The sequence below is a fragment of the Vreelandella lionensis genome, assembly GCF_002087295.1.
Lineage (GTDB): Bacteria > Pseudomonadota > Gammaproteobacteria > Pseudomonadales > Halomonadaceae > Vreelandella > Vreelandella lionensis.
The window spans coordinates 207,197-223,657 of sequence record NZ_MWVI01000099.1; the positions used below are offsets into that span (position 1 = coordinate 207,197).

General features: G+C 52.8%; 10 protein-coding genes and 3 pseudogenes. 6 read left to right on the plus strand and 7 right to left on the minus strand.

The window, feature by feature from the left end; translation table 11 throughout:
* Positions 1-28 precede the first annotated feature (28 nt).
* The 6 genes from B4967_RS17000 to B4967_RS17025 all read right to left on the minus strand — a co-directional run bounded on the left by B4967_RS17000 (position 29) and on the right by B4967_RS17025 (position 6,969).
* Entirely contained in the window at positions 29-1,231 is a 1,203-nt protein-coding gene (locus B4967_RS17000) for an MFS transporter (RefSeq protein ID WP_083026492.1), read from the minus strand.
* A gap of 10 nt (positions 1,232-1,241) precedes the next feature.
* Positions 1,242-1,742, minus strand: a complete 501-nt coding sequence (locus B4967_RS17005) for a hypothetical protein (protein WP_083026494.1) — start codon at positions 1,740-1,742, stop codon at positions 1,242-1,244.
* A gap of 76 nt (positions 1,743-1,818) precedes the next feature.
* Positions 1,819-3,075 (minus strand): DEAD/DEAH box helicase, encoded by a 1,257-nt coding sequence (locus B4967_RS17010; RefSeq protein WP_083026496.1) that lies wholly within the window; start codon positions 3,073-3,075, stop codon positions 1,819-1,821.
* A 272-nt stretch (positions 3,076-3,347) separates the two neighbouring features.
* Positions 3,348-3,935, minus strand: a complete 588-nt coding sequence (locus tag B4967_RS17015) for a PqiC family protein (RefSeq protein ID WP_083026497.1) — start codon at positions 3,933-3,935, stop codon at positions 3,348-3,350.
* A 15-nt stretch (positions 3,936-3,950) separates the two neighbouring features.
* A complete protein-coding gene (gene pqiB, locus B4967_RS17020) occupies positions 3,951-5,633 on the minus strand; it encodes an intermembrane transport protein PqiB (RefSeq protein WP_083026499.1) in 1,683 nt (560 codons plus the stop codon).
* The gene (locus B4967_RS17025; protein WP_083026500.1) at positions 5,626-6,969 is read right to left on the minus strand and encodes a paraquat-inducible protein A; all 1,344 of its coding nucleotides are present in this window, start codon (positions 6,967-6,969) and stop codon (positions 5,626-5,628) included. The genes pqiB and B4967_RS17025 overlap by 8 nt, the downstream gene beginning before the upstream one ends.
* Positions 6,970-7,154: 185 nt before the next feature.
* Between B4967_RS17025 and B4967_RS17030 the strand changes: the two are divergent.
* From B4967_RS17030 to B4967_RS17055, 6 genes and pseudogenes are all read left to right on the plus strand, one after another.
* Positions 7,155-8,130 (plus strand): annotated as a pseudogene (locus B4967_RS17030) (calcium/sodium antiporter).
* 220 nt (positions 8,131-8,350) lie between these two features.
* Positions 8,351-9,766 (plus strand): cytochrome ubiquinol oxidase subunit I, encoded by a 1,416-nt coding sequence (locus B4967_RS17035; RefSeq protein WP_083026501.1) that lies wholly within the window; start codon positions 8,351-8,353, stop codon positions 9,764-9,766.
* 71 nt (positions 9,767-9,837) lie between these two features.
* A pseudogene (locus tag B4967_RS17040) lies at positions 9,838-10,770 on the plus strand (cytochrome d ubiquinol oxidase subunit II).
* A gap of 4 nt (positions 10,771-10,774) precedes the next feature.
* Positions 10,775-12,474, plus strand: a pseudogene (gene cydD / locus B4967_RS17045) (thiol reductant ABC exporter subunit CydD).
* Entirely contained in the window at positions 12,455-14,167 is a 1,713-nt protein-coding gene (gene cydC, locus B4967_RS17050) for a thiol reductant ABC exporter subunit CydC (protein WP_083026503.1), read from the plus strand. Before cydD ends, cydC begins: the two are co-directional and overlap by 20 nt.
* A gap of 24 nt (positions 14,168-14,191) precedes the next feature.
* Positions 14,192-15,184: an adenosine deaminase gene (locus B4967_RS17055; RefSeq protein ID WP_083026505.1), complete on the plus strand. Its 993-nt coding sequence runs from the start codon at positions 14,192-14,194 to the stop codon at positions 15,182-15,184.
* Between the two features lie 36 nt (positions 15,185-15,220).
* On the opposite strand, the gene B4967_RS17060 is transcribed toward B4967_RS17055, so the two are convergent.
* Entirely contained in the window at positions 15,221-16,096 is an 876-nt protein-coding gene (locus B4967_RS17060) for a cytochrome-c peroxidase (RefSeq protein WP_243470672.1), read from the minus strand.
* Between the last annotated feature and the right edge of the window lie 365 nt (positions 16,097-16,461).

Consider the following 16,461-nt stretch of genomic DNA (forward strand, 5'->3'; position numbering starts at 1 on the left):
CTGTATCCTGTTAAAAGCTAAGAAGTGGTTAGCGGTGATATACCTGTAGTTGGCCGCTTTGGTCATCAAGCTGCCGTTTGCGTCCCGCAAAGAACGCAAAGCCGCAGCAAACGCCGATCAATCCAATCAGTAGCCAAGCAATATGCTGCGTGGTAGCACCGGCTTGGAGCATCAGACCAACCCCAAAGGGCCCCAATGCGGCCAGGGTATAGCCGCCCCCTTCCACCAAGCCAGAAAGCTGGCCTGCAAGGCGTTCGTTCGCGGTTCGCAGTACCAATAAGCTTAATGCAAGGCTAAAACTTCCGCCTTGCCCAAGCCCCAGCAACACGGCACCGGGCCATCGCCATGCCAACGGAGCGGCTAACAACATGACAAGCCCTAAGGCGGTACATACCAGTACCAACAGCAGGGCCGGGCGCTGGTCGTGATGCAATCGCGCAATCCAAGGCGCACTCAGTGCTGAGACCAGTTGGCACATAATGGAAACGGCCATCGTCCAGCCAGCGGTTGCCTCGCTGTATCCGCGCTCAATCAGAAGAGTTGGCAGCCAGCCGAAAACGATATATGCCATGGAAGATTGAATGCCCATAAAGAGCATCACCTGCCAGGTTAGCGGCTGCCTGAGTAGCGACACGAGGGGGATGCCGGTGGGCAGGTTAAGCGTTGATTTTGGCGCAGGAGATGGCGCATAGCTGACCCATACGATGAGTGTAGCCAGTGCGAGCAGTGACCAACTGACTAGGCTGGCTTGCCAGTTGCCCAGCCACTGCATTAACGGCACGCTGAGCCCAGCGCCTAGAGCGCCCCCCAAGCAGAGTGCCATGGTGTAGAGCCGGGTGAGCAAATCCGCATTTTGAGGCAGCTCACGCTTGACTAGCGCGGGTAACAGCGTGCCCGCCAAGCCAATAGCACTACCGGCCATGGCGGTACCTAGATAAAGCAATCCAGGAAAAGGCAGAACCCGTAACAGCAAGCCGCGGGCCAGCAGGATTAATGCGGCACTAAGTGCACGCTCACTCCCTATACGGTTGCCAATCATTGGTGCCAAGGGGGGGGTTAAGCCAAGAAAAAGACCGGGGAGCGTGGTTAGCAAGCCCGCCGCTGAGGCGGAAAGCCCCGCATTTTCTTGCAGCCGACTTAGCAGGGGGGCGACCGAGGACATGGCAGGGCGTAAATTTAGCCCCACCATAAACATCAGCAAAATGAATCGGCAAGCGTGGCGTGAGATCATGAAGCGGCGCTTATTTTAAGTAGGGGCGAAGGTCGCCTCGCACCGCATCTAGCAAGGTGATGAAGTGATAATCTTGCGTGGTATCCAAGCAATCAACACGTACCTGGGTACGCATGCCTTTATTGATATCAAGCTTGTCGTAAATTTCCAGCGTTAGCTTGCTTGCCGGTTTATCACCTGGCGCGATGATGCCATCTTCTAGGGTAAAAGTTTCCAATAGTGTGACCCGAACGCGGGTGCTGTTGCCTTCGCTCAGTACGCGCCGTACAAATAACCAACCTTCACAGGGGAGTGAGGCGTTATCGCGTTCGCGTAAAAACAGAGTGCGATAACAGGCACCTTCGTTTGAGGCTTTTTCAGCCATGCTGCGATAGGCCTGCAAGACCTGATTAGCTGAGGCACGGGCGTCCTCTAGGCGCTGAGAAATACCTTGATGCTCGCGGCTGAGTTGCTCCTGACGCTGAAAAGTCAGCCATTGGCGATAATCTGCCATGAGTTGTGAAGACGCCATAATCACTCCATGAATTAATTCAGCAAAAACGCCGGAATAAGCGAGGCGCTACCTTCGCATATTCCGGGCGTTCGGGCTACCGGCGAGTGCGACGGCGGCGCTCGCCACCAGCATTGGCAGCTTGGCTGTCAGGCTTGCGGTTAGCCCTTGGCTGGCGCTGACCGCGGCGGCCATTCTCGATCGGTTCTGGCTTGGCATTGGGGTCTGGCTCAAAGCCTGGCTCAATATGCTTCGGCAGCGTTTGATTAATCAGGCGCTCAATGTTTTTGAGTAGGCCATGTTCATCGACACACACCAAAGATACCGCTTCGCCATTGCTACCCGCGCGCCCCGTGCGCCCAATACGGTGGACATAGTCTTCAGCCACGTTGGGCAGATCGAAATTCACCACGTGAGGAAGTTCATTAATATCTAGCCCGCGTGCCGCAATATCGGTGGCTACCAGCACTTGTAGGTCGCCGCTCTTGAAAGCACCCAGCGCCCGAGTACGTGCCCCTTGGCTTTTGTTGCCATGGATCGCCATCGCGGGAATATCCTGCTTAGAGAGCTGTTCAGCTAGCCGGTTAGCGCCATGCTTGGAGCGGGTAAACACCAGCACTTGGAACCAGTTGTGGCGCTGGATCAGATGGGCCAATAGATCGCGTTTTTTGTCGCGATCAACGCGGTAGATGGCCTGCTCAATTTTTTCTGCCGTGGTGTTGCGCGGAGCCACTTCGATGAGGGCAGGGTTATTCAGCAGTTGCTGGGCCAGCGTTTGGATCTCGTTAGAGAAAGTGGCAGAAAACAGCAGGTTTTGGCGCTGTTTCGGCACCAGACGCAATAGCCGTTTGATATCGTGGATAAAGCCCATGTCTAGCATACGGTCGGCTTCATCTAACACCAGAATTTCAATGGCGGAGAGGTCGACATGCCCTTGCTGGTGCAAATCAAGCAAGCGCCCAGGGGTGGCTACTAGAACGTCCAGGCCGGCTCTTAAAGCGTCGACTTGGGGCTGCTGGCCCACGCCACCAAAAATAATGTGTGAACGTAGTGAGAGGTGCTGTCCATAAGCAGCCACGCTTTCCCCCACTTGTGCAGCTAGTTCGCGGGTGGGTGTGAGGACCAGTGCGCGAACCTGGCGTTTGCCAGGGCGTTTGCCATTTGCCAAACGCTGTAGCATCGGTAGCGTAAAGCCAGCGGTTTTGCCGGTACCGGTTTGTGCGCTGGCAAGAAGGTCGCGACCTTCAAGAACGACGGGGATGGCCTGTTGTTGAATAGGCGTAGGCTGTGTATAGCCCTGTGCAGTTACCGCGCGCAATAAATCGTCATGCAGACCAAGATCAGAAAAACTCATGCGTTCTCCGCAATCGCATAGCAATCGGCGCCACTAGCTCAGCGGCGTTGCTAGGCGTAATGTTCAAAAAGCGAGGATGGTACACCGTCGCGGCAGCGAAGTTTGCCAGATAATACGCTGTGCCGCGACGGGCATTTATACGTCTTGTTACGCCATACCAGGCATAACAAGGGGGTGACAGGGTAGTGCTGACAGTGATGTCATTTATTGGCAAAGAGTGTAACACGAAAGTCTCACACCAATGCTGCTCCCCTAGCGATTGCAATAAAGGTTTAGAAGTAGCCGCCTTGTCGAACCTGCTGAGCAATTTGTGCAGCAACACTCTCCCAGCTTTCGCCCAACGAACGGACCAGGGCAGGGTAGCCATCCTGTTCAAGAGTGGCTTCTGCAGTGAAGCTTTTGAGTGCGAGCAACTCGCCATCGGTATCTCGAAGCTGCCACTGGCCGCTGGCTACCGCGACACCGTCAAAGCGGCCTTGGAATTGATCTACTTCCATGGACAGAGTGAGCGCCCCAGGGCTGCTGCCTTCTGCTCGTACCACTTGCACGCTGGGTAACTGATTTGCCAATTCGGCCCGTAAGGCGCGTTCAAGCTGGCGCCCAATACCCTCCGCCCACTGGTGCTCCCGCGCTTCGTTTAACGTGATGTCGTCTAACTGCATCACAATCCCGTCCACGTCTAAATAGTGGGCTAGGCGAGGTGTACGCACTTGCAGCGTGGCTTGGGCGTTAGCCGGTGCGTTCACTGCTGGGCTGGCAGGAAGCATATAGCGTGCAGGGGGAGAGACACTGCTAGCGCAGGCGGAAAGCAGCAAGCTCAAACTGATGATCAGCAGTAGTAGCGGTAATCGACGTAACATGACGTTCAATCCTTCTTAACGGGGAGCACGAGGAATCGGGTCCTGCGTTTCTAAATTGTCGAACAGCAGTGCGCGTGGGTTCTCGTTCAGCGTCCGAGTGAGCGGTTGTAGGTCACGCATCAGCCGATCCAAACGCTCAATGGCGCCGGTAAGCTCTTGATAGGCGGGCGATGAAGGCGAGACCGCTTGAAGGGTGCTGCGCAGCTCTTCCAGCGTGCCGTTGAGGTTGCTCCCGATGGCTTGTGTTTCTGGATCATTGAGCAACTGATTGATAGACGCGCTGACTTCACGCACTTCGTTCAGTACACTTTCAGAAGCTTGCAGGTTGCGGTCCAGCCCGGCTATCAAAGGTTCTACTTCCAAGGCGTTTAGTTTTTCAAGCAGGCTAGTCACCTGAGCCTGAATCTGTGCAAAACCGCCCGCTACCGTCGGGAATACGGTCCGCTCGGAGAAAACTTCCGCGACGTATTCGTCGGCAAGGTCGCGCCGGAAGTTAAGGTCCACAAACAGCGCACCCGTTAACAGGCTGCCATTCTTGAGTGATGCCCGAAGGCCTAAGCCGAACATGCGCTTAAAGCGGTTATCCCACTCCTCCAGGTCAATATCGGTGTTTTCGATCCCTAAGCGTTGTGGTTCGATGCGGATGAGCACTGGGATGGCGAAACGAGCCCGCGAGTCGGGCTGTGGCGCCGTAAAATTCCAGGGTACTGCTGCCACGGTACCAATTCGGACGCCACGAAACTCGACCGGTGCGCCTCGTGATAGCCCGCGAACCGTGTCATCAACAAGCAATACATACTCTAGATAGCGGTTAAATGTGCCTTCCCGGGCAGTATCTTCATCAGCATAGAGGTTAAAACGTGTATTGGCTTCTACCGGCTTACCCATGGGAAGATCTTCAGGCACACCAAAGGTGACACCGCCACCCAGCAGAGCTTCCAGCGATTCTACGTTGACCCGCACGCCGTCAGCATCCAGGCGGAAATCCACTCCGCTAGCGGTCCAGAAGCGGGTGCTATCGGTCACCAGCTGTGCGTAGGGCTCTTCGATAAATACTTGGTGGTGCATGGTACGTGTGCCTGCATCGAAGCGAGCGTCTTCTACGCGCCCTACCGTGTAACCTTGATAAGAGACGGGATCCCCAACACGCAGCGAATTGCCCAATTGGCTGACAAGGCTAATTTGTAGCCCTGCTTGCCCAGCAGGCGCGACCGGTGGGATATCGCTTACCTCAAACTCCCGCTTAGGCTCCTCTGATTGCCCAGGCTCAAGCTGTATATAAGCCCCCGAGAGTACGGTGCCCAGGCCGCTGATCCCCTCGCGCCCTATGCGTGGCTTAACGACCCAAAAGCGACTGTCTTCGCGGAGCATGGCTTCGGCTTCGGGTTGAATTTGAGCCATCATCACCGCGTGAGACAGGTCATCAGACAAACGAACGCTCTGTACGCGGCCAATCTCAACATTGCGGCTGCGGATCAGCGTACTGCCCGCCTCAATACCTTCTGCGCTGTCCATGGTCAGCGTCACCATGGTGCCCCGGCTTGAGTAGTTATCATAAACCAGCCACAGCCCAATAATGACGGCCACCAAAGGAACTATCCAAATAGGCGATAGCCGAGTTTGTGGCGACGATTTGGCTTTATGTAACTCATTGTTTTCAGCATTTGAGGTATTCTGAGGCGTTGAATCATTAGCCATCAACAGGTTCCTTGGTGGCCGCTTTACGGCGAAGAGGGCGTGGAGTGTGGGTATCCCAGATTAAGCGAGGGTCAAATGTCATGGCAGCCAGCATGGTGAGCACTACGACGGCACCAAAAGCTAGCGCGGCAGGACCTGGTGTAATCGACATTAATGACCCGGCGCGGATGAGGGCGACCAAAATGGCCACGACAAATACGTCAACCATTGACCAGCGTCCAATAAATTCAGTTAATCGATAGAGGCGGGTACGGCTCTGTGCGTTGAGCTCGTTGCTGCGCTTAATCATCAAGCATAGCCATGCGAGTGCCACCAGTTTGCCAACAGGCACAATAACACTGGCGATAAAAATCACTGCAGCCACCGGCCAGGACCCCATTTGAATGAGCTGAACAACGCCGCCAACGATAGTGGAGGGTGTTGAGCTGCCTAAACTGGTAGTGGTCATGATGGGGTAAAGGTTGGCAGGTATATACATGATGCTGGCTGCAAAGAGAAGCGCCCAGGTGCGCTGTAAGCTATGTGGTAGGCGCTTATGCAGTTTTTCATGGCAGCGAACACAGCGTTCTTTTCCATGCTGAATGCGATTAATCAATCCGCAGGTGGGGCAGCCAGTGACATGTTGGCTAGCAGCGGTGGTGCCAGTGAGCGTGCCTTCAGGAGCAAGGGGTTCGCCTTCCAATGAGAACCACATCCAGTCAGCGTCAATGGACTGCACCGTCATTAATAACAGTATGGCGAACAAGCAGAATGCCCAGAAGGAGATGCCAAGTTCAATCTGCGCCATGCCAGCAACTTTAATTAAGCTTACCAGTGCGCCGATGATGAATACATCGGCGATCATCCATGGGTTTAGATGTGCCAGGGAGCGGGCAATGTCACGGCTAAAAGGCATAGGGCGAGACTGCAGTAAGCCAAACTGAAGCCAGACGACGCTTACAAGATATACGGCGGGCAGCACGATAATAGTCATCATGACCGCAATAGCTACTACCGGCTGGTGGAAAGCAATCAGCGTAGTAGCGGTCTGCGAAAGATCAATGCGGTTGCCAACACCGCTAACGCTGAAACTGACAAAAGGAAAAGATACCGCGACTATTAATGCGACCAATGAGGCTAACGCTAGCGCCATGCTGCGCTGAGCAGGATAGCGGTGGCGCTTCACTAACACATGCGAGCAGCGAGGGCAGGTGGCTTTTTCACCAGAGTTCAGGGGGGGGAGCGCAGATACCCAGTCACATTCATGGCACGCACGCAAACGCCTTCGCTGGGTGCGAGTTTCAGGGGGGAAGCAATCAACCTGGGGTGTATTAACCGGCAGCGAAGGCCGTTTCATAAAGGGGTAATGGGGCAACAGCAAACTCTCTGTGCATAATACGGTTAGAACCAATACGATGGGACATCGTGTGTGTCAACCTAGGTAACCTGATAACTACTTGCAAACAGCACTTGACCAAATACCAGAGTTAGACAAGGATGCAGCCGCGATAGTGCCTAACATTATGACATTAAGGAACTGAAATGTTACTTGCCTTTATTGCTGTGGTAGTAGGCTTGGTCCTGCTCATCTGGAGCGCAGAAAAATTTATTGATGGCGCTGCGGCAACTTCGCGGTGGCTGGGGCTGTCGCCGCTGCTGATTGGTATGTTGGTAATCGGTTTTGGTACTTCTGCACCGGTAAATGATGGTGTCGGTGCTGGCAGCGATGCAAGGCAACCCTGGCTTGGCAGTGGGGAATGCATACGGTTCCAACATTGCCAATATTGGTTTGGTTTTGGGCTTTATCGCACTTATCTCTCCGTTAGCTGTTCATTCAGGTGTTATCCGTAAAGAAATGCCCCTGTTGGTAGCGGTGATGCTGCTTACCGGCTATATGCTTTTCGACGGTTGGATTTCCCGTGTTGAAGCTATTGTACTGCTAGTGGCGCTTGGCATATTTATTGCGATCAGCATTATTCGTTCTCGAGGTCAGGAAGATGATCCGCTGTCGGGTGAAGTGACCGAAAGTCTTGATAGCAACCCGATGTCGCGCGGTAAGGCCATCATGTGGACGCTGATTGGCTTGGTGCTGTTGATTGCCAGTTCTCGGCTGCTGGTATGGGGAGCTGTCGAGATCGCGGTAGCTTTCGGAGTCAGTGATTTAATTATCGGTCTAACCGTAGTCGCCGTAGGTACTTCTTTGCCGGAGCTGGCTTCTTCAATCAGCGCACTGCGGCGCAATGAGCACGATATGGTACTGGGTAACGTTGTAGGCTCTAACCTGTTTAATAGTATGGCCGTTGTTGGGCTGGCGGGAGTGATTGCACCTATTGAAGCAGGACGTGAAGTCTTGGTGCGTGATTGGAGTGTCATGACCTTTATGACGCTTATGATGGTGCTCTTCGCATTTTCTTTGCGTGGTCGCCCGCGGCGTATCAACCGCGTTGAAGGCGGTGTTCTCTTCGCCATTTTTATCGCCTACACAGGCTATATGGTCAGCATTGTGGTGATGTCTTAAACGATTGCACCGAAAAATGGTGGTTTGTCTGAGGAGTATGCGTCAATGCGACACAGCTTTTCAGGCAAACTATCGCTGTATAACGGTGGTCGAAGCGTTAAACTACAACACATGTAAAGAATAAGCTTAGTGCTTATAACTAAAATGCAGTGCCATTAAGGCTCAACTAAGCTTGTGACACCCATTGATGGGATTTTAATCCAGGTCTTAGGAGAGTGTGATGGAACTCGACCCCCTAGTGCTATCGCGAATGCAATTCGCCTTCGTTGTATCGTTTCATGCGATCTTCCCTGTCTTTACCATCGGGCTCGCGTCCTACATAGCGCTGCTTCATGGCTTATTCTTTAAGACCAACAATCCCGCATGGGACCGGCTCTCCCTATTCTGGACAAAGGTGTTTGCCGTTGTCTTTGGTATGGGGGTGGTCTCCGGTATCGTGATGTCTTTTCAGTTTGGTACGAACTGGAGCAACTTCTCTCAGGCGGCCTCAAACTTCCTCGGGCCAGTGTTGAGCTATGAGGTAGTCACCGCGTTCTTCCTGGAGGCTGCTTTCCTTGGGGTGCTGCTGTTTGGTCGCGGTAAAGTCCCGGAAGGGGTGCATTTATTCGCGGCAATTATGGTGGCTGTTGGGACGTTTATTTCTTCCTTCTGGATCCTTTCTGCCAATAGCTGGATGCATACCCCCGCTGGTGTCGAATTAATCGACAATCGCTTCCATGTGATTTCTTGGTCCGAGGCTATTTTTAATCCTTCTTTTCCGTATCGCTTTGCGCATATGGCCATGGCATCGTTCCTAACCGGTGGCTTCGTGGTGGCAGGCGTGAGCGCGTGGTTCCTGCTGCGTGGTCGTGATCCAGAAGCGAACCGTCGCGCACTCTCCATGTGTTTATGGCTGCTGCTATTCTTAGCACCTGCACAGGCGGTAGTGGGTGACTTCCATGGCCTGAATACTCTGGAGCATCAGCCTACAAAGGTGGCGGCAATGGAAGGCCACTGGGAAACGTCTACTAATGTGCCGCTGTTATTGTTTGCCATTCCTGACCAGGAAGCACAAACCAACCATTTTGATATTGGGATTCCTAATCTAGCCAGTATTATTCTGACGCACTCACCTGATGGTGAAATTCCTGGTATTAGCGAAGCTGCTCCTGAAGAGCAACCGCCAGTCATTATTGTTTTCTGGGCTTTCCGCGTGATGGTGGGTATCGGTCTGTTAATGATTGCGACCGCGTTTATTGGTCTGTTGATGCGCCGTAAAGGAAAGGTGTATGAGCATAGCGGTTATTTGAAAGCGCTGGTGTGCATGATTCCGATGCCGTTTGCTGCGGTATTGGCCGGATGGATGGTCACCGAATCAGGCCGCGCACCTTGGTTGGTATACGGCATGATGACCCATGCAGAAGGGCTCACTCCCTCACTGACGGGTGGCATGGCGCTATTTACGCTTATCGGTTATGTAGTGGTATACGCCGTCGTGTTTTATGCCGGTATTTATTACCTCACTCGGGTTGTGCGCAACGGTATGCTGCCTGAAGAGGAGAAAGAAACCACTAGCGAGAACTTTAAGCGCCCGATGCGCCCATTCTCAGCTGCACACACGCCTTTTGATGATGATGTTGACCCGGTGAGGAACTAAACATGGAAATGTTTGATTTAACGCTAATTTGGGCGGGTATCATTGGCTTCGGCATCATGATGTATGTCTTGATGGATGGTTTTGATCTGGGCTTGGGGATCCTGTTCCCCTTTGCCCCGGATGAAGATGCTCGCGATGTGATGATGAACTCGGTGGCGCCCGTTTGGGATGGTAATGAAACTTGGCTGGTATTGGGTGGCGCTGGCTTGCTTTGGCGCTTTCCCACTGGTTTACTCCGTTTTCTTACCAGCACTCTATATTGGCGTCTTTCTGATGCTGGCGGGATTGATTTTCCGGGGCGGTGATTTGAGTTCCGATTTAAATCCCGTCGCAACCGTCGCTGGTGGAACCGTGCGTTTAGCTGGGGGTCTGGCGTGGCTGCTTTTGCCCAGGGCGCTGTGGTGGGGGCTTATATCCAAGGCTTTCGAGTAGAAAACTTTGCCTTTGTAGGTGGCGCTTTTGATTGGCTAACACCTTTCTCTGTACTAACTGGACTCGGTTTAATGGCGGGCTATGCATTACTGGGTGCCACTTGGCTAATTCTCAAATCAGAAGGGCATATCCAAGACTGGGCCTATAAAATTACGCCGATGTTGCTGGCGCTGGTGCTGGGTGTGTTTTCGATTATCAGCATTTGGACCCCCTTCGTGAACCCGTTAGTATGGGAGCGCTGGTTCGGCCATCTTCAACTGATCTGGATTTTTCCTGCGCTTGCCCTGTTGTCTGCCTTTATGGTGTACCGCTCGGTCAAGCGTCGCGATGAAGGGATTCCCTTTGTCGCAACCATTGGTATCTACGTATTTACTTACCTGGGGTTGATTGTAAGTAAGTGGCCAGTGATCGTGCCGCCTGACTATACGTTATGGGACGCCGCATCAGCACCAGAATCACAGCTATTCCTACTGATTGGTATGCTGTTTGTTATCCCGATCATCCTAGCCTACACCGCTTGGACCTACTGGGTATTCCGCGGCAAGGTGCGTGTAGGAGAGGGGTACCACTAACGATATGGCTAACCATCCTCCAGAGACTGAGACGATGGTGGCCATAACGCCGCGCCACTGGCTTGTTCAGCTCGCAAAACGCGAGCAGCGTAAGCTTATGTGGGCGGCAGTTTGGGGAGTGTTATCAGGCGGGCAAACCGTTATTTTAGTGGTGGGCCTAGCCTGGTTAATTGATCAATTAGTGATTACAGGTCGCTCCCCCTCGTCACTTGTCCCAGTATTTATTGGCCTAGCGGCCGTTGTTCTTCTGCGTTCACTTTTCCAAGCGCTGCAAGAGTCTTGTAGCGCTCAAGCAAGTCTGCGTATTCGGCAATATGCCAGGCAAGCGTTACTCGATAAAATCGCGGCACTGGGTCCTGTATGGCTAACACGTCAGCAGAGTGGTGCGTTGGCCACTCAGTCGGTGGAGCACATTGAGGCCTTGGATGGCTACTTTGCGCGCTTTCATCCCCAATTAAGAATCGTGGTGGCGTTGCCGCTGCTAATTCTCTGCGTTGTTGGCTGGCTAGATTATTTCGTGGCGATCTTCCTGCTGCTCTCAGCGCCGCTGATCCCCTTGTTTATGGCGTTGGTAGGAATGGGCGCGGAGCGCCTTAATCGAGATCAGTTTATGGCGGTATCTCGCCTCTGCTCATTTTATTGATCGCGTCCGCGGAATGACGACACTGCAACTGTTTGGGCATACCAGAGCTGCCCAGCAGGATGTGTGGTATGCCACAGACCACTACCGCAGGCTCAGCATGCGGACACTGCGCTTAGCGTTTTTATCATCGGCGGTGTTAGAGTTTTTTGCATCCGTGGCGATAGCCGTGGTTGCTATGTATGTTGGGTTTGGCTTGCTGGGCTATATCGACTACGGTCCCTCGCCAGCGTTAACGCTGTTTAGCGGGCTGGCGGTATTGCTGCTGGCACCTGAATTCTTTCAACCGTTAAGAACTCTGTCTCAGCACTACCACGATCGCGCCGCTGCGCTGGGCGCGGCCGAGAGTGTGGTCACTATTCTTAACGAACCCAGTAGGGTGCCATCATCGCCCGTTTTCCCGCTGTCGTCAGAGGCGCTCATCGAATTAGAGGGCGTAGCTATTCGCTATGCCGAGCGCGCCGCTGTGCTGAGCGACGTTAATGTGTCCGTGTTGGCTGGCGATGTGGTGGTGATTGCCGGCGAGTCCGGAAGCGGTAAGTCATCGCTACTGGCGCTAATGGCAGGTTTCATGGCGCCTAGCCGTGGCGAGTGCCGTTTTGACGCTGAAGCTCCTGTTGCTTGGTTGGACCAAGCCCCTTGCATTCTCCAAGGTTCTCTGGCTGATAACCTGCGCATAGCGGCTCCAAATTCTGACGATACGGCGCTGACATCAGCGCTGAAGCAGGCAGGGCTAGGCGAGCTATTGGCCAGTCTGCCCCAGGGGCTTGAAACAACCATTGGCGAGCGTGGCGGTTGGCCTTTCAGGTGGTCAAGCTCAGCGGTTAGCGCTAGCGCGCGTCTATTTAAGCCAAGCACGGCTTGTTTTGCTAGATGAACCCACGGCGAGCTTGGATGCTGCAACGGAGAGTGTGGTCATTCAATCATTACTTGAATGGGCACAAGAGGGGCGCACGCTGGTCATGGCGACGCATCATCCTGCGGTTATGGCGGTGGCCTATCGCCATTTTGAGTGCCGTTCAGGCCACCTGATTGAGGTGCGGCATGAAGCGGCTCTATCGTGATCTGTTTCCCTGGCTCAAACTGTTGCTCCGCCGGCGCCAGCGTTTTTTGGTAGGTGCATTGCTTGTTTGGGTAACGTTACTGGCGGGGCTCTCTCTGTTAGGCCTGTCAGGCTGGTTCATTGTGTCGTGCGCTCTTGCAGGTATTGCGTTGACCGCAGGGCTGCCTTCTTCGCTAGATGTGTATGTGCCTGGCGGCGGCATCCGGTTTTTTGCGCTGCTAAGAACCATTGCGCGTTATGTGGAGCGTTTGTACAACCATAATACCGTACTGACGCTCTTAGCGGATTTGCGCTACCGCGTGTTTGGTGATTTGACCCGCTTAGACGATGCTTCTCTCAAGCAGCGGCGCGCAAGCGAATGGCTAAGTCGCCTCACCGCCGATATTGATAATCTGGATAATCTTTATTTACGGTTACTTATTCCTCCTGTTGCTGCGCTGTTAACGATTCTTATAGTGTCTGCTTTCATTGCCATTTGGTTACCTGTGGTGGGGGCTGTTGTTGCTGTAGTGCTGACGCTTCTCTGGGCAGTAGTTACGCTAGGCTATGGCTGGCTGGGTTTTGCAAATAGCTATCAGCAAGTAAGTGATCAAGAGGGGCTGCGTCGGCTGGTGCTTGATCAGGTTCAAGCGTCAGCTGAGTTGTTGAGCTATCAAACTAGCATTTGGCATCGTCAAAAAGTTCAACAGCATGAGGCGAAAGCTCTTGGCAATCAGCGTCGTTTAGCAATGAAGTCCGCCGTGGGGAATGCATTCGTCTCTGCGGTTACTGGTCTTTTGTTGCTAGCTACCTTATGGATCGGCAGTTTTGCCCTCTCCTCTGGACAAGTCTCTGGGCCAATTTTAGTCATGGCCGTCATTGCGGTGCTGGGAATTAACGAAGTGCTGGGATTACTCCCCGCTGCTTTTTTGAAGCTTGGGTCGAGCTATGCAGCTGCGCAACGCTTAAATGCGCTTAAAGCGAATGATTCTGCATGGGATATTGCCGAGCTTCCCGATGGGGCAGGGGGGCATGCGATTCAACTGGATAATGTTGATTATTGTTACCCAGGGGCCATCCATCCTGCGCTGGTTAATCTTCAGGTGATGTTGCCTGCCCAAAAGCGGGCAGTGATTTCCGGCGTCTCTGGCGCAGGTAAGTCGACACTAGCTAGTTTGATTATGGGTAGAGTGGCGCCGACGCAAGGAGCTATCAGTGTTGCAGAGGTATCACCTTTGCATATTTCACCAGAAAGCCGTGCGGAGCACTTTGCGCTACTCACTCAGCAAACGGATCTGTTTGATGGAACGCTGGAAGCGAATCTGCGTATTGCTAAGCCCGATGCAGCAGAGGAGGAGTTGTGGCAAGTGCTATCCATGGTTGCGTTAGAGAGCTGGGTCAAGCAGCAGCCTAAGCAGTTGCTGACCCATGTGGGTGAGAAAGGTCAGCAACTTTCGGGTGGGCAAGCCAGAAGGGTAGCCTTGGCAAGGCTGATGCTTCGTAATCCTACTGTTGTATTGCTAGATGAGCCTTTTGCAGGCGTCGACGCTGATACAGCTAGGCATTTGGCTGGCGCTCTTGATCGATGGTTAGGCTGCCGGACGGCCATTTTCCTTCTTCATCAAGTAGATGACGTGACTCTTTTGCCTGGCGTTGAATATAGATGGCGTCTTGATGGGGGGCGGTTATTTACAGATACTACTGTAGAAAGCTAACTCAACGGCAAGCAGGAGTGCAGTATGAATGAATTTTTACGCCAACTTCCCAAAGTCGAGCTCCACTTGCATATTGAAGGCTCGTTAGAGCCAGAGCTGATGTTTGCTCTTGCTGCCCGTAATGGCATTGACCTTCCTTACTCATCTGTTGAGGAAGCCAAGGCAGCTTATGATTTTGAAGACCTTCAAGGCTTTCTAAATCTTTATTATCAAGGCATGAATGTGCTGCGCACGGAGCAGGACTTCTATGACCTTGCGATGGATTACTTCAAGCGCGCAAGGAGTGAAGGGGTTTTGCATATTGATATGCACTTTGACCCTCAAGCGCACCTTCAGCGTGGCGTTCCTTTGGAAGTAGTGATGGCAGGCCTGTTGCGTGCCAAAGACGAAGCTGAAGCGTCGATTGATTTAACAGTTGGCATGATCATGGCGTTTCTGCGGGACCGCCCCGCTGAAGAAGCGCTACATGTGCTCGAACAAGCAGCTCCCTATTGGAAGTTCCTAGATGCCATTGGGCTGGATAGTGCGGAACGAGATAATCCGCCTGCTAAGTTCCAGAAGCTCTTTGTGCGTGCTAAAGAGCTTGGCTTAGTACGTGTCGCTCATGCCGGAGAAGAAGGCCCAGCAGAGTACATTACTGAAGCCTTAGATCTCCTTGATGTACAGCGTATTGATCATGGTGTGCGTTGCCTGGAAAGTGATGAAGTCGTTAAACGTCTTCGTGACCATCAAACCGTGTTAACCGTGTGCCCGCTATCAAATGTCAGTTTAAAAGTAGTCGACCAATTGAGTGATCATCCTTTGCCCCAGCTCTTGTCAGAGGGGTTAAAGGTGACAATTAGCTCTGATGATCCTGCCTACTTTGGAGGTGGGCTGTTAGAGAATCATATTGCCTGTGCCCAGGCATTTGGTTGGGAGGCTGATACCTTTCGTTTGCTGAACCAGCATGCTATTGAAGAGGCTTTTGTCAGTGAAGGTCGACGCCAGGAGTTATTTAAACGCCTGACGGATTTTTGATCAAACACCGCCGATGACATGTCGGCGGTGTTTGTCTTAGGGCAGGGCAGGTACCTCGAATGCTGGCATTTCTCCCGTTAGGGTGTTGAGAAATGCTGCAATTTCGTTGACCGTGCTTTCATCAAATTCACGGCCTAGCATCTCTTTGCCCATAACCGAGATGGCTTCCTCAAGCGTAGGCGTTGCGCCATTGTTCATATAAGGGTAAGTGGCTGCCACATTACGTAGTGTCGGCGTCCGGAAGCGATACTGGTCACTCTCTTCGCCCGTTACTACATAGCGCCCTAAATCTTTCGAGCCTGGTACCTGAATGGCATAAAACTGACTGTCGGTAAAGTTTGGTCCGCGGTGGCAGGCAATGCAGCCATTATCAACAAAAGCTACCATGCCGTTTTTCGCTTGTTCGCTAATCGCGTCCATGTCCCCTCTTAAATAGCGATCAAAGGGCGCATCCGGGGTATTGAGCGTTCGCTGGAAAGCGGCTAATGCCTGTCCTAAATTATCAGCGTTGATCGGGTCTTCTTGATCAGGGTATGCGGCTGAAAATTTATCTTGGTACCGTTCAAATTCAGCTAGGCGCTCCAAAGCATGCTCTAGCTGCATCGCCATCTCAACGTCTGCCTGGATGGGTCCTAACGCTTGTGCTTCAAGGTTGGGTTCTCTGCCGTCCCAAAACTGTGCTTCTAAAAATCCACTGTTGAGTACAGTTGGCGTATTGCGCTCGCCAACTTGGCCGTTATGGCCAACGGCGCGAGGTATGCGGTCTGACCATCCCAACGCTGGGTTATGACAGGTGGCACAGCTAATAACCCCGCTAGCGGAAATGCGCGGTTCAAAGAACAGCATATTACCCAGCTCAACTTTTTCCTCTGTCTGGGAGTTAGTGGCAGGTAATGGTGGTAGGTGTGGCAAAGGCTCAAACCTCTGGCGATACTCATCTAGACCATCGCTTGCCTCGCTGCGCTAGCAGAAAGCAATAGAGTGGCGCCGAGCGCTGAAATCACTTCATGTTTGTTACGCATAGTTCCCTCTCTCATCTGGCTCTTTTTTAACGACACGCCGACAATTAGCGGTGGTGTGACGTGAGTATTAGCTTAAAAAAGGGCCGATTCTGGAAGGTTGCGCTGGGTCAAATGTTAAGTCTTTATGTGAGGCTTTCTCGGTCAGAGAACTAATGCGAAAAAAGGTGTTGACGCGCTGATTTAAATGCGTAAAATACGCCCCACATCGAACGGCGACGCCCTTCGAAAAGCTCTTTAACAATTTGATCAGGTAAT

Excerpts from the sequence above, each read along its gene's own strand:
- pqiB (WP_083026499.1), bottom strand. The coding sequence starts at position 5,633 with ATGGCTAATGATTCAACGCCTCAGAATACCTCAAATGCTGAAAACAAT.
- B4967_RS17055 (WP_083026505.1), top strand. The coding sequence starts at position 14,192 with ATGAATGAATTTTTACGCCAACTTCCCAAAGTCGAGCTCCACTTGCAT.
- B4967_RS17010 (WP_083026496.1), bottom strand. The coding sequence starts at position 3,075 with ATGAGTTTTTCTGATCTTGGTCTGCATGACGATTTATTGCGCGCGGTA.
- cydC (WP_083026503.1), top strand. The coding sequence starts at position 12,455 with ATGAAGCGGCTCTATCGTGATCTGTTTCCCTGGCTCAAACTGTTGCTC.
- B4967_RS17000 (WP_083026492.1), bottom strand. The coding sequence starts at position 1,231 with ATGATCTCACGCCACGCTTGCCGATTCATTTTGCTGATGTTTATGGTG.
- B4967_RS17005 (WP_083026494.1), bottom strand. The coding sequence starts at position 1,742 with ATGGCGTCTTCACAACTCATGGCAGATTATCGCCAATGGCTGACTTTT.
- B4967_RS17025 (WP_083026500.1), bottom strand. The coding sequence starts at position 6,969 with ATGAAACGGCCTTCGCTGCCGGTTAATACACCCCAGGTTGATTGCTTC.
- B4967_RS17035 (WP_083026501.1), top strand. The coding sequence starts at position 8,351 with ATGGAACTCGACCCCCTAGTGCTATCGCGAATGCAATTCGCCTTCGTT.
- B4967_RS17015 (WP_083026497.1), bottom strand. The coding sequence starts at position 3,935 with ATGTTACGTCGATTACCGCTACTACTGCTGATCATCAGTTTGAGCTTG.